Source organism: Aliivibrio sp. S2TY2, assembly GCF_028765525.1.
Taxonomy (GTDB): Bacteria; Pseudomonadota; Gammaproteobacteria; order Enterobacterales; family Vibrionaceae; genus Aliivibrio; species Aliivibrio finisterrensis_A.
The window spans coordinates 543,392-558,208 of sequence record NZ_JARACS010000001.1 but is presented as its reverse complement, the minus strand read 5'-3'; the positions used below and the strand labels follow the sequence as shown (position 1 = coordinate 558,208).

The window sequence follows — 14,817 nt, the reverse complement described above, 5'->3', positions numbered from 1 at the left end:
GTTGCCGCTTTGCCAATCAAAATGAGAAAGATGCTGCTATTCCAACCTGATCTTGATTAATTACAGGCACAATCATTACTTGATTTGAGTCTATATACTTGTCAGTCACTAAATATTGAATCGTTGTTGCCAATACTGCTCCAGCAATAACATCTCGCCAATAGTGATGTTCATTCTCTACTCGTGAATATCCAACTAACCCTGCGCCAATATAAGCCGGAAGACCATACTCCCAACCGTAACGAAACTGTAGATAGGATGCGCCTTGGAATGCTGATGATGAATGCCCTGATGGAAAACTAAGATTATCTTCGCCATTCGGACGCTCTTCTTTCACGGTATATTTTAATGCTTGTGTTGCAACTAACGTATAGGTTGCTCCTTTAGCGAACATCCAAAACCCATCATAGTCTTCTTTATATAAAGCTATCGACCCCGCAATCACTGGGATTCCAACCGTACCAATGTCTGCGGCCATATCTCCTGATTTTTTCTCTTCTGCATAAGTAAAAGAACTCATAAAAATAAATAAACCTGCTATTCCTATTTTTACTAACGATTTCATTGGTAGCCTTTATTTAAGCAATCACTGCATGTAGGTATTATTTCTGAGATTATAACGACTAAAACGTGAAGTAATTGTCAATTTATCGCCATTTTGAAACGTTTAAATCGCTGTTTTTACGTTTATTATGACTGGATAGACCATTTAACGATGAGAGATTGGTTATACTGAGCCTGTTATTTCATTATCTAGGTTTTTACCAAATATATTATGCAGTTAAATCAATATTTTTCACAAACAGATAATTCATTTGAATTCACCCGTCAACAAGCAAGTGACTTTGCAAAAAAAGTAGCTGGTGATTTCAACCCTATACATGACGTAGATTCAAAACGTTTCTGTGTTCCTGGTGATTTATTGTTTGCTGTTTTGCTTTCTAAAACAGGCATTAGTAACAAAATGCACTTTGACTTTGCTGGCATGGTATCTGGCGGGACAGCTCTCCACATTAATCATGCTGAAGAAGGTGTTTATTCTTTATCTGATGATAATGACAAGCAGTACCTGCATGTAAAGCGTAGCGGTGAAAAAAACCTTAATCCTGAATTTATTGAACACGTCGTTAAACAATATGTGCAGTTTTCAGGTATGAACTTTCCTCACATCATGGTGCCATTGATGGAAGAAAAGCAGTTAATGATCAACTGCCAACGTCCTTTGGTTATTTATGAAAGCATGGATCTTGAATTCACTCGTTTAGATATTTCCACACCTAAGGTTGAATTCACTGGCGCGACGATGGACATTGAAGGAAAACGTGGCCTTGTTAAATTAAACTTTAAATTCACTGAAAACGGTGAAGAAGTGGGCCATGGCACTAAACGTATGATTGCTACAGGCTTAAAAGCTTATGAACAAGATGCAATTGATGATCTTGTTGAACGATTCAGTGCTTTAAAAGAAAATTACACTGTATAAATAACACAATAAAATACGCTATTTAATAAGCACTGAGTTATTGTTAACTTGGTGCTTTTTTATACCCCCATTCTAGTCTAGCCAAATAATAGACATAAAAAAGCCCGCTTATTTCTAAGCAGGCTTTTAATTTTCAGATTAAGTAATTACTTATTCTTCTGTGCTTTCAGTATCTGAATCATCAGTTTGAGGCGCTTCAGTTGCTTCAGTATTTTCTGTCGCTTCTGCTACTTCGCCCTCTTCACCTTCAAGGATTTCAATCTCTTCTGGCTCATCAATGCGTTGTAGACCAACTACATTCTCATCTTCAGCAGTACGGATTAGAGTAACACCTTGGGTATTACGACCCACTTGGCTTACTTCTGATACGCGAGTACGAACTAGCGTACCTGCATCAGTGATCATCATGAACTCATCACCATCTTCAGTTTGAACGGCACCAACAACACTGCCGTTACGCTCAGAAACCTTGATAGATACAACACCTTGTGTTGCACGGCTCTTCGTTGGGTATTCAGAAAGTTTAGTACGTTTACCGTAACCATTTTCTGTCACTGTTAAAATGTCACCTTCATTTGAAGGAACAATTAACGAAACAACCTGATCTTCACCAGTCAGTTTCATACCACGAACACCCGAAGCAGTACGACCCATTCCACGAACATGTTCTTCGTTGAAACGAACCACTTTACCTGCTTTAGAGAACAGCATGATTTCATTTGAACCATCAGTGATATCAACACCGATCAATGAATCATCTTCACGTAGATTAACTGCAATCAGGCCGTTTGCACGAACTTTAGCAAATTGATCCAGTGATGTTTTCTTAACGGTACCATCACCTGTTGCCATGAAGATAAACTTATCTTCAGAGTATTCAGATACTGGTAGAATCGCTGTAATACGCTCACCTTCTTCTAGAGGAAGAATGTTAACGATAGGCTTACCACGAGCAGTACGGCTAGCTTGAGGAAGTTGGAATACTTTCAAGCTGTATGCTTTACCACGTGTAGAGAAGCAAAGGATATTATCATGAGTATTAGCAACAAGTAGACGCTCGATATAATCGGTGTCTTTCATCTTAGTTGCACTCTTACCTTTACCACCACGACGCTGAGCTTCGTAGTCACCTAAAATTTGGTACTTAACATAACCTTCACGAGAAAGCGTTACTACTACGTCTTCTTGTGTGATTAAGTCTTCCATGTCGATATCGTGAATTGCGGCACCAATTTCAGTACGACGCTCATCACCATAAGTATCGCGAACGGCTACTAATTCGTCACGGATAACTTCCATTAGACGTTCAGTGCTTGCAAGGATATGCATTAGCTCTGCGATTTCGTCTAATAAAGTTTTATATTCATCTAGAATTTTTTCATGCTCTAAACCAGTTAAACGGTGTAGACGTAATTCTAGGATAGCTTGAGCTTGTTGCTCCGTTAAGAAGTATTTACCTTCACGGATACCAAACTCTGGCTCTAACCAATCTGGACGAGCTGCATCTGTACCTGCACGCTCTAGCATGTCAGCTACGTTGCCAAGATCCCAACCACGATCGATAAGGCCTTGTTTTGCATCAGCAGGTGTCGGAGCATTTTTGATTAGCTCAATGATTTCATCAATGTTTGCTAATGCTAGTGCTAAACCTTCAAGGATATGAGCACGATCACGCGCTTTGCGTAATTCAAAAATAGTACGGCGAGTTACCACTTCACGACGGTGATCAACAAAACACTTCAACATTTCTTTTAAGTTGAACAGTTTTGGTTGGCCGTTATCTAGTGCAACCATGTTTACGCCGAATGTCGTTTGAAGCTGAGTTAATGAGTACAGGTTATTAAGAACCACCTCACCTACTGCATCACGCTTACATTCGATAACAATACGCATACCATCTTTATCAGATTCGTCACGCAGTGCTGAAATGCCTTCTACTTTCTTATCTTTAACAAGCTCTGCAATTTTTTCAATTACACGAGCCTTGTTTACTTGATAAGGGATCTCAGTAACAACAATAGTTTCTTTACCATTCTTGTCAGCTTCGATGTTTGCTTTAGAACGCATGTAAACTTTACCACGGCCTGTTTTATATGCATCAACGATGCCTTTACGACCGCTGATTAATGCAGCTGTCGGAAAGTCAGGACCTGGAATGTAGTTTATCAGCTCATCGATAGTGATATCTTCATTCTCGATGAATGCTAAACAACCATTAACCACTTCAGTTAAGTTATGAGGTGGAATGTTTGTTGCCATACCAACAGCGATACCTGATGCACCATTAACTAATAAGTTAGGGACACGAGTAGGTAATACCGCAGGGATTTGTTCTGTACCATCATAGTTAGGAACGTAGTCTACGGTTTCTTTGTCTAAATCTGCCAACAGTTCGTGAGCAATTTTCGACATACGAACTTCGGTATAACGCATCGCCGCCGCTGAATCCCCATCGATAGAACCAAAGTTACCTTGGCCATCAACAAGCATATAGCGTAGTGAGAACGGCTGCGCCATACGTACTATCGTGTCGTATACAGCACTATCACCGTGTGGGTGATACTTACCAATTACGTCGCCGACTACACGGGCAGATTTTTTATATGGTTTATTCCAATCATTACCTAATACATCCATCGCGAATAAAACACGGCGGTGTACAGGTTTTAGACCATCACGCACATCTGGAAGAGCACGACCAACGATTACTGACATCGCATAGTCTAGGTATGAACCTCGAAGCTCATCTTCAATATTTACGGGCGTGATCCCTTTAGCAAGATCGCTCATAGAGCCAATATCCCTCAATTAGTTCTGTCGTATCAATATCAATTACTTTATCAATCATACTATCTATAAAGATAAAGTAATTGATACTGATAAACGTGCAAGATTGCAAAATATAGCACATAACACTTCAATTTCGCATCGTTTTAATTCGCAAAACAACTCTTAAGCTTAAGAATCCTACGAAATCAGGAGCAAGTCACATATCAGATCATCATATTCTTGAAAAACATAACAAATACGACTAAAAAATCACCACTTTTATCGCTCTCTTTCTGTTTTTTTTCTGTATATAATAGAGGAAGATTAAAAAGGAATATGAACTATGACTCAACCGTTAAATGTCGATCCGGCAGAAATCAAAAAGTTTGAAGATATGGCGTCTCGTTGGTGGGATCTTGAAGGTGAATTTAAACCGTTACATCAAATCAACCCATTACGCCTTAATTATGTACTAGATAATGCCAACGGTTTGTTTGGTAAAAAAGTATTAGACGTTGGCTGTGGTGGTGGTATTTTAGCTGAAAGCATGGCAAACCAAGGTGCTGATGTTGTTGGTTTGGACATGGGAAAAGAACCTTTAACGGTTGCTCGTTTACATGCTTTAGAAACAGGAACAACATTAGAATACATTCAATCAACGGCTGAGCAACACGCTGAAGAAAACCCAGAGACATACGATGTAGTGACCTGCATGGAAATGCTTGAACATGTCCCTGATCCACTTTCTGTTATTCGTTCATGTGCAAAAATGGTTAAACCTGGCGGGCACGTATTTTTCTCTACGTTAAATCGTAATATCAAATCGTATTTGTTTGCCATTGTTGGTGCAGAGCAATTGCTAAAGCTCGTGCCAAAAGGGACACATGACCATAATAAATTCATTCGCCCTTCTGAATTATTAAAGATGCTCGATCAAACCGCGTTACAAGAGCAAGGCATCACTGGCTTACATTACAACCCGTTAACAGATGTTTATTCATTAGGCAAAAATGTTGATGTTAACTATATCGTTCATACCTCCCTATAAGCCTTTATCATAATTTTCACTCTTTATCTGTGTTCTTAATGCAAATAAAGAGTGAATTAATTTCAAAATATCTCAATTCTTAACTTGTTTACTAAAGCCGCATTAATGCTAAATTTAGAACAACAAATCAGCAATTTTTTTTGATTCTTAGAGATCCACCTAAACCACAAAAATCAAGAAAAATATTTTTTTAACTGCCTACTTCTCCACCATTATGAAATACGTTATTTCTGATGTCTTGCTATACCTAATCTAACTCGGTTAGTAGCTACTTACTGTTTTTTTTAATTCATAGGTTATCCACAGGTCTCTCTTAATTTCAGACTTGATCACTGCTCATTTTATCATTATCTTGTAGTCAATTATTTATTAAGCCCTACATCTTGTGTTTATTGATTAATTCACACTATGAGCTTGATCACAAATTAATAACGAAAATTACAAATACTACATATTTCGTTCTTCATTCTAAGGAAAAGTCACAAATGACCCAACAGCTTACCGTTACTAAGCGAAATGGCACCACAGAAAAGATCAATTTAGATAAGATCCATAAAGTGATCACGTGGGCAGCAGAAGATCTAGATAACGTTTCAGTATCTCAAGTAGAAATGAAATCTCATATTCAGTTTTATGACGGTATGAAGACGTCTGATATTCATGAAACTATCATCAAAGCTGCTGCTGATCTTATCTCTGAAGAAACGCCTGATTATCAATACTTAGCAGCGCGTTTGTCTGTTTTCCACCTTCGTAAAAAAGCGTATGGTCAATTTGAGCCGCCGACATTATTTAAGCACGTAAATAACTTAATCGAACTGGGTAAATACGATAAGCACATTATCGAAGATTACACAGAAGCAGAATTTAATATGATGGATCAAATGATCGATCATAATCGTGATATGGATTTCTCATACGCTGCAGTTAAACAGCTTGAAGGTAAATATTTCGTTCAGAACCGTGTAACGGGCGCGATTTACGAAAGTGCACAATTCCTTTATATCTTAGTTGCGGCGTGTTTATTTGCTAAATACCCTAAAGAAACGCGCCTTGAATACATTCAACGTTTCTATGATGCAACATCACGATTCAAGATTTCACTACCTACACCAATCATGTCTGGTGTACGTACCCCTACTCGCCAGTTTAGCTCTTGTGTACTAATTGAATGTGATGACAGCTTAGACTCTATCAATGCAACTGCAGGTTCAATTGTACGTTACGTATCTCAACGTGCTGGTATCGGTATCAATGCTGGACGTATTCGTGCTCTTGGTTCTGAGATCCGTGATGGTGAAGCTTTCCATACCGGTTGTATCCCATTCTACAAATACTTCCAAACAGCAGTAAAATGTTGTTCTCAAGGTGGTGTTCGTGGTGGTGCAGCAACACTGTTCTACCCTATCTGGCACCGTGAAGTAGAATCGCTATTGGTTCTTAAAAATAACCGTGGTGTAGAAGAGAACCGTGTTCGTCATATGGATTACGGCGTACAAATTAATAAACTAATGTACACACGCCTTATTAAAGGTAGCCACATTAGTTTATTCTCACCATCTGATGTGCCTGGTCTATACGACGCATTCTTCGCTGACCAAGCAGAATTTGAACGTCTATATGAGATCTACGAGCAAGATACTTCGATTAAACGTGAAACGGTTAAAGCTATCGAATTATTTTCTCTACTTATGCAAGAGCGTGCTTCAACAGGTCGTATCTATATTCAAAATGTCGATCACTGTAATACGCACAGCCCATTTGATCCAAGTGTTGCACCAGTACGTCAATCGAACTTATGTTTAGAAATCGCGCTTCCTACTAAGCCATTAACACATGTTAATGACGAGGAAGGTGAAATTGCATTATGTACGCTTTCTGCATTTAACTTAGGTGCAATTGAAAAACTTGAAGAGCTTGAAGAATTAGCTGAGCTTGCAGTACGCGCTCTTGATGCACTGCTTGATTACCAAGACTACCCTCTTCCTGCAGCATACAAGTCAACAATGAATCGTCGTACGTTAGGAGTTGGTGTAATTAACTATGCTTACTACCTTGCAAAAAATGGCGTTAAGTACTCTGATGGTAGTGCAAATGGCTTAACACATAAAACGTTTGAAGCGATTCAATTCTATCTTCTAAAAGCGTCTGTTGGTTTAGCAAAAGAGCAAGGTGCTTGTCCTGCATTCAATGAAACAACTTATGCGCAAGGTATCTTACCAATCGATTCTTATAAAAAAGACATCGATAATGTATGTTCTGAGCAACTGCATTTAGATTGGGAAACACTACGAGAAGAAATCAAAACTCACGGTCTACGTAACTCAACATTGTCTGCATTAATGCCTTCTGAGACTTCTTCTCAAATCTCTAATGCAACTAATGGTATTGAACCACCACGTGGATTCGTATCAGTTAAAGCATCTAAAGACGGTATCTTGAAGCAAGTTGTTCCTGATTACGTAAATCTAAAAGATAACTATGAGTTACTTTGGAATATCGGTTCAAATGACGGTTATTTACAACTTGTAGGTATCATGCAGAAGTTTGTTGATCAGGCTATCTCAGCAAATACAAACTATGATCCAAACATTCAGCCAAATGGTAAAGTACCAATGAAGCTGCTGTTAAAAGATCTATTAACGGCTTATAAACTGGGTCTTAAGACTCTTTATTATCATAACACCCGTGATGGTGCTAGCGACTCACAAGGTGATCTTGGACAAGATGACGATTGTGCAGGCGGTGGTTGTAAGATCTAAGTTTCCATTTTAAAATCAAGCCCGCTTTCATTAGCGGGCTTATTTATCTTTTAGCTCCATATTTGTAATTATTAATCCAATATGTGCCTAAGTTCGTATAGGTATCTATCGGCATAATTTTTAAATTAAGAAGCCCTTCTCTATTTCTTTGGCTTTAATCACATTGAGGTTTCCATGGCGTACAGTACTTTTCGACAAGAAAAAAATGATCAATTGAAAGAACCTATGTTCTTAGGTAACTCGGTAAATGTTGCTCGTTATGACCAACAAAAATTTCAGATCTTTGAAAAACTTATCGAAAAGCAGCTTTCTTTCTTCTGGCGTCCGGAAGAAGTTGATGTTTCTGGTGATCGCATTGATTACAATAATCTGCCAGAGCATGAACAGCATATCTTCATCAGTAATCTAAAATACCAAACTTTATTAGATTCAATCCAAGGTCGAAGCCCAAATGTGGCACTGCTTCCTTTGGTTTCTATTCCTGAACTAGAAACTTGGATTGAGACATGGTCATTCTCTGAAACGATTCATTCACGTTCATACACGCATATTATTCGTAATATTGTAAATAACCCATCAATTATCTTTGATGACATCGTTGAAAACGAAGAAATCCTAAAGCGTGCAAAAGACATTGCGCATTACTACGATAACTTGATCCAAGCTACTAACGATTATCACCGTTTCGGTGAAGGTACTCATGTTTTAAATGGTGAAGAAATCACTATTTCTAAACGTGAGCTGAAAAAGAAATTATACCTTTGCTTGATGTCTGTAAATGCATTAGAAGCCATTCGATTCTACGTAAGCTTTGCTTGTTCATTCGCTTTTGCTGAACGTGAATTAATGGAAGGTAATGCTAAAATTATTAAACTGATCGCTCGTGATGAATCTTTACACCTGACCAGTACTCAGCACATGCTGAACCTACTTCGTACAGGTCAAGACGATCCTGAATTTGTTGAAATTGCATCAGAATGCGAGCAAGCATGTTTTGATTTATTTAAAGCAGCTGCTGAACAAGAAAAAGAGTGGGCAAGCTACCTATTCAAAGACGGCTCAATGATTGGTCTAAACAAGGATATTCTTTGCCAATACGTTGAATATATTACCAACTTACGCATGAAAGCGGTTGGACTTAACAGTGCTTACGAAGGTGCGACACAAAATCCAATTCCATGGATTAATTCTTGGTTAAGTTCAGATAACGTTCAAGTTGCCCCTCAAGAAACAGAGATCAGCTCTTATCTTGTAGGACAAATTGATAATGATGTGGATGCCGATGATTTAGGCGACTTTGAATTATAATTTCATTTCACCTCTTTCTTTAAAAAGCCGAATTTTATTTCGGCTTTTTTTTGACAAAATTTTGACGCACACCACACTTTTACTTATATGAAAGAGTCAAAAACGAGACCTCGCTTCATATAAGATAACTTACATGCCATAATCTATTGTAATTAAATAAAAAATATAAATATAAATTATGGCTAATGAACTGTGGACAAGTTATCTATTGGAGCAAGTAAGGCAACTGCCTATTGCTTCATCAAAACAGCAGGTGCAATTTCGCCTCAATACTATTACGTCTGAATCTTTAAGACAGAATCAAAGTATCCCCCCACAATTTGAATTTATTTTTCAAGGGTTCTTATATTCTCGCTCTGGAAGACTAATAGAATCCATTAATCTATTTTTCGATGCTATTACTTTTGCTCAACAAAATAAGCAAGAATTTCTTATTTGTTTTTGTCATTATAATATCGGTACCGTTTATGGCATGCTTGGTAACTATTTTTATGCTCATAAGTTTTTAACAAAAGCAGAAAAATCAAATCCGATCGGTGATTGCTATATAATTGGTCTTATAAAAAACAATATTGGTGATATCTTTCTCCAGCTTGGTAATTTCAATGAAGCCCTTGCACATTTTGAAGAAGCAACTTTACTTCTGCAGCAGCACGCTCATAAATTATCAGCCGCAGTGCCTCTATTTAACATAGCCGAAATTAAGGCAAAACAATGTCACTTTGATGAAGCATTAAATATTATCAATACCCTATTTGATGATATAAAAGAAGAACCGCGATTTTTAGGATTTTATTACAAAATAAAAGCGGAAATTGCGAATGGTCATCATAATATTGATGAAGCAGAGGCCTTTCATCTGCTATCTATTGAAAATATGTGTCGCAGTCAGAACGACTATTATCAAGCTGAAATGCTCCTTGACTATTGCCAATATTTAACAAGTCATCATAAATACGAAATGTTAGATACCTATATTGAACGCGGTTTATCCATTGCAAAAAGCATTGAAAGCGATAAATTAATTGATGGGTTTAATGACATTATCTTACTTAGAATTAAAGATATTCCAGCCATTGAAATTCGTGAACAGTATTACCAAACATTAACATCTTCACTGCTTAATTCACGAAGAGAGCTACTTAAAAGAGAAAGTGATTACTTGCAACAATTGTATCGCTTAAATACAGCTAAATTACAATTAAGTACAATGAAATCATTGTCAGATAACTTGGCATTAGTAAATAAAATTGGGCAATACATTAATAACAGTACTGATATTCAAAGTATTCTCCCTACTATTCAACAAGATCTTTCTACTTTATTTCAAACAGACACCCTAGCACTAGGCTTCTACGATAAAGAAGCTGATTCTATCTCGATCCATTACCTTGATGAGAATCACACACCAAAAACGCCTTATGTAACCAACTGCAAAAATGAGGCGACTTACATGAGTTACTGTATAAAGAGTAATTCAGCTTTTTATTTTAATCATATGAATAGCGAGCAAAAAGTTACCATGCTTGGCGATAAGTGTGACAGGAAAGTTCACTTTAAATCAGTCATGTTCTCACCAATAAAAATCAATGGTGAGATACAAGCCGGATTTACGGTTCAAGCAAAAGAGAGCTATCAATACCAAGCATTTCATTTTGAGCTGTTTACACAGCTGATCAACTATATCTCTATAGCGCTTGAAAACCAATATAACAGACAACAACTTCTTTATCTTTCGCAAACCGATCACCTTACACAAGTATGGAATCGTAAATCACTTGATGCACACTTCCTGCAATTAAAAAAACAGCCCTCTAATGTCTACACCTCTATAATGATTGATATTGATCACTATAAAGAATATAACGACACCTATGGGCATATTGCTGGTGACAAAGTACTAATTAAAATCAGTAAATTAATCAAAGAACACTTTCACAGTTTAAATACTGAAGTCTATCGTTATGGTGGCGATGAGTTTTTCATTTTAATCGCTGGTATTAATAAAGAAAAAACTCAGGGAAAATTACATTCGTTGTTAAAAGCGATCAAGTATTTATTTATCCCTCATGAAAAATCAACATGCTCTCATTATGTTTCTGCATCCATTGGCATTAGCTACATAGAAGAAGGCTTACATACATTAACACTTTCCCAGGTTGTCGATCGTGCAGACAAGGCTCTCTATAAAGCTAAAGAGATGGGCCGAGATTGCTATTATGATTTTTCTCAGGCAGAAGCGCTGATTCAATAAAATGACACACTCATTGCTGTGAAACCTATGGTATTATTTTGTTCAATTCAATGATCAGAGCTTCCATTACATGTCAAAAATCCACATCAATAAAGTGACTACACTACATAATCAAGAAAATAAAACCTTACTAGAGGTAATGGAAAGCAACGGAATGATTGTAGAGTCACAATGTAGAAATGGTGATTGTGGTACATGTCGATGCACATTGATATCCGGTGAAGTAAGTTATCAGAACTTCCCTCTTGCCTTTTTATCTACCAACGAAATCTTACCCTGTGTATGCAAAGCAAAATCAGATATTGTGCTTGAAGGCGTAACCTTTCAACTTGCTGAAAAAAAGGCATAAAAAAACGACCCATAGGATCGCTCTTTAGTATTTAATAAATATTACTGCAACGCGCTTTGTGGAACATAAATCTCTGATTCTCTATTCAATGATTCATATTGACCAAACATTGGTTTCTTTTCCAAACAGCGACGCAACATATCAAGCATCAGTGTGGATAAAATTGCTCGCATGTCATTATAAGCATAATTACGTTTTAGACTCACTAGCTGGCCCCACTCACCATAAGGAGTAGATAGCGCAACAGCAACTTTACCTTGAATAATTGGCCCTGATGCTAAACCAATAGCGGTTTGAGTTCTTTCACGCGTTGCTGCTGCAAGTGCCAAAGCCGCGGCTAAAGGATCTTGATCTGCCATTTGTTGATCGACTTGTGAAGAGAGAATCCAGCCTTGCTTCATATTAAGACGGATTTGGTCATCTTCTTGTAACCAGTTAGTTAACCACCCTCCTGTCGCTTGTTCTGCCACAGTAAGATTTAATGAAAACTCACTTAATAACGCCCCTACATTTGGCAACATAGATTCATCAACACTAACGACATTATCGCCAAGTAAATGATACATTCGCTCTAACACAGGGAAACGACCATCATGATTTGCAGGTCCAAACAGTTTTACTTCAATAAAAGGCAGTGATGAACGATAGCCAATTTCAAAACCATAAGGTAAACGCAATTGTTGCAGTTTATCTTGAATACCCGATTCAGATAAACCAAACGTAAATAATCGACTGCATTCAGACGCTTCAACCATTGGATGCCACTGCTTCATACGAGGCAATATTTGATGTTCAACCATCACTTTAAATTCAGAAGGGACACCAGGCGTAAACAATACGATTGACTTATTTACTTCAATAAAAAAGCCACAAGCTGTACCCACCGGATTATCAATAATCTGAGCCCCCTCAGGTAGCATCGCCTGCTTAATATTGCTGTTTGGCATTTCGCGGCCTTGCTCTAAATAACGAGCTTGCATTCGTTCTAGCCAATAATGAGACATGACCAATGGCGTATTAATCACCTTTGCTGCTGCTTCGCTAGAAATATCATCAGATGTTGGCCCTAACCCACCATTAACTATAACAATAGATGCGCTTTGAGTTTGGTGTTGTATTTCAGCAACTAACGCATCAATGCTATCACCGACAGTTGAGCGGTTAGATAACTTAAAACCATGTTGATAAAATAGTTGAGACATCCACGCAGCATTGGTATCAACAATGTCACCATGAAGGACTTCTTCGCCTGTGCTAATCATTGCTACTTGCAACATGCACTCTTCCTCTTTGATATTTCTATAATTCCTACTAATTTATCACATTAATCGTTTTAAAAAACTAATCTTGTTTTAATTCAGGTAAATATCCACTCAAAAAACCAATGTAAACTTTAATTTACATCAACTGTAATTCAATCAATACAAAATGATTGAGTTAATAGTAAAATGGGCGTACATTCTCATCATTGAAAAAGATTTGATTTAGTATAGAAGTGGTATAAATGAAGACAAAAGTATTAGGAAGCTCTCTCATTATTGCAGGAACAACGATTGGCGCAGGTATGTTAGCCTTACCTCTTGTCTCTGCAAGTCTTGGTTTCTTTACAGCAAGTATGTTAATGGTTGGTATTTGGGCAATCATGAGTTACACAAGCTTGTTAATGCTCGAAGTTCATCAGCATGGACACCAAAGCGCAACACTACACAGCCTTGCACTTCAATTTTTAGGAAAAAATGGGCAGCGAATAGCTACTTTTTCAATGTTATTTCTCTTTTACGCATTATGCGCTGCATATATCGCAGGTGGCAGTGAACAATTTCATGAAAAAATTAATCTAGTGAGTCCTTTTCAACTACCAAAAACATTCTCAACAATTCTGTTTACCGTAATTGTCGCAGTAATTATTGCGCTTGGAACAAAAACGGTTGATTTCATTAACCGTGGGTTATTTGCATTAAAACTCATCATGCTGGTGTCGATTCTTTTTTTCTTAACACCAAACATTACCGGCGAGTACTTAATGTCACTTCCTGTACATCAAGGAGTCTTTATTACTGCTTTGCCTGTTATTTTTACCTCATTTGGTTTTCATGGCAGTATCCCCGCAATCGTTAATTACCTTGACCTTGATATCAAAAAGATCAAAATCAGCTTATTAATTGGCTCTTCTCTTCCTTTGATCATTTACTTGTTTTGGCAAGGCATTACTTTAGGTCAATTATCTCAGTCTGAGTTTGAACAAATTAATGGCCTAAATCAGTTCATTACTACGATTCAACAATCAATCGATCATCAATTTATTCAAATTGCCTTATCATTATTCGCAGATTTAGCACTATTAACCTCGTTTATTGGTGTGAGTTTAGGCCTTTTTGAGTTTTTACGTGACTCTTCAAAAAAATGGCAAAAATCATCTATCATTACTGCGGTTTTAACCTACACTCCACCACTGATGTTCGCTTTATTTTACCCACAAGGTTTTATCACCGCTCTAGGGTATGCAGCTATCGCACTTGTAATTCTTGCTCTATTTTTACCTGTTGCTTTAGTCTTTTCTGCTCGAAAAATACATAATAATGCAGAATACACAGTCGCAGGTGGCAACATTGCACTTATACTTGTCGTACTGTTTGGCTTAACCATTATTGGTAGTCAGGTATTAAGTTCATTCTAACGTCAAATACACTGAACTAAAAAAGCTAACTGTAACCATCTGAAGTAAAGGCCTATTTCTCTTTTTAAAGGAGTCTTAATTGGGCCTTTACTGCTTTTATGTTTTGCATTTTCTGCTTAATAGTAGATAATTGTGATCTAGCTCAGTATTTGATTTAATTAAGGACT

The 14,817-nt window shown here is 37.3% G+C and carries 10 protein-coding genes; 7 read left to right on the top strand and 3 right to left on the bottom strand.

All coding sequences use genetic code 11. From position 1 onward, the window contains the following. Positions 1-16: 16 nt before the first annotated feature. Entirely contained in the window at positions 17-565 is a 549-nt protein-coding gene (locus PVK63_RS02495) for a phosphatase PAP2 family protein (RefSeq protein WP_130086851.1), read from the bottom strand. 210 nt (positions 566-775) lie between these two features. Between PVK63_RS02495 and PVK63_RS02490 the strand changes: the two genes are divergently transcribed. Further along, on the top strand, positions 776-1,483 hold the full coding sequence (locus PVK63_RS02490; protein WP_130086850.1) for a DUF3581 domain-containing protein: 708 nt from the start codon (positions 776-778) through the stop codon (positions 1,481-1,483). Positions 1,484-1,633: 150 nt separating this feature from the next. On the opposite strand, the gene gyrA is transcribed toward PVK63_RS02490, so the two are convergent. Continuing rightward, positions 1,634-4,273, bottom strand: coding sequence for a DNA topoisomerase (ATP-hydrolyzing) subunit A (gene gyrA / locus PVK63_RS02485; RefSeq protein ID WP_130086849.1), 2,640 nt, complete (start codon positions 4,271-4,273; stop codon positions 1,634-1,636). Between the two features lie 322 nt (positions 4,274-4,595). On the opposite strand from gyrA, the gene ubiG reads away from it, so the two are divergent. From ubiG to yfaE, 5 genes are all read left to right on the top strand, one after another. Beyond that, a complete protein-coding gene (ubiG, locus tag PVK63_RS02480; protein ID WP_130047842.1) occupies positions 4,596-5,300 on the top strand; it encodes a bifunctional 2-polyprenyl-6-hydroxyphenol methylase/3-demethylubiquinol 3-O-methyltransferase UbiG in 705 nt (234 codons plus the stop codon). Between the two features lie 485 nt (positions 5,301-5,785). Next, positions 5,786-8,062: a class 1a ribonucleoside-diphosphate reductase subunit alpha gene (gene nrdA, locus PVK63_RS02475; protein WP_130086848.1), complete on the top strand. Its 2,277-nt coding sequence runs from the start codon at positions 5,786-5,788 to the stop codon at positions 8,060-8,062. A gap of 174 nt (positions 8,063-8,236) precedes the next feature. Next, positions 8,237-9,370, top strand: coding sequence for a class Ia ribonucleoside-diphosphate reductase subunit beta (gene nrdB / locus PVK63_RS02470; protein WP_130086847.1), 1,134 nt, complete (start codon positions 8,237-8,239; stop codon positions 9,368-9,370). Between the two features lie 178 nt (positions 9,371-9,548). Beyond that, positions 9,549-11,624, top strand: coding sequence for a tetratricopeptide repeat-containing diguanylate cyclase (locus PVK63_RS02465; RefSeq protein WP_274439824.1), 2,076 nt, complete (start codon positions 9,549-9,551; stop codon positions 11,622-11,624). Positions 11,625-11,694: 70 nt separating this feature from the next. Continuing rightward, positions 11,695-11,973, top strand: a complete 279-nt coding sequence (gene yfaE, locus PVK63_RS02460) for a class I ribonucleotide reductase maintenance protein YfaE (RefSeq protein WP_274439823.1) — start codon at positions 11,695-11,697, stop codon at positions 11,971-11,973. A gap of 41 nt (positions 11,974-12,014) precedes the next feature. On the opposite strand, the gene PVK63_RS02455 is transcribed toward yfaE, so the two are convergent. Continuing rightward, positions 12,015-13,250, bottom strand: coding sequence for a CinA family nicotinamide mononucleotide deamidase-related protein (locus tag PVK63_RS02455; protein ID WP_130086844.1), 1,236 nt, complete (start codon positions 13,248-13,250; stop codon positions 12,015-12,017). Between the two features lie 227 nt (positions 13,251-13,477). Between PVK63_RS02455 and PVK63_RS02450 the strand changes: the two genes are divergently transcribed. Continuing rightward, positions 13,478-14,650, top strand: coding sequence for an aromatic amino acid transport family protein (locus tag PVK63_RS02450; protein ID WP_130086843.1), 1,173 nt, complete (start codon positions 13,478-13,480; stop codon positions 14,648-14,650). The last annotated feature ends 167 nt before the right edge of the window (positions 14,651-14,817 follow it).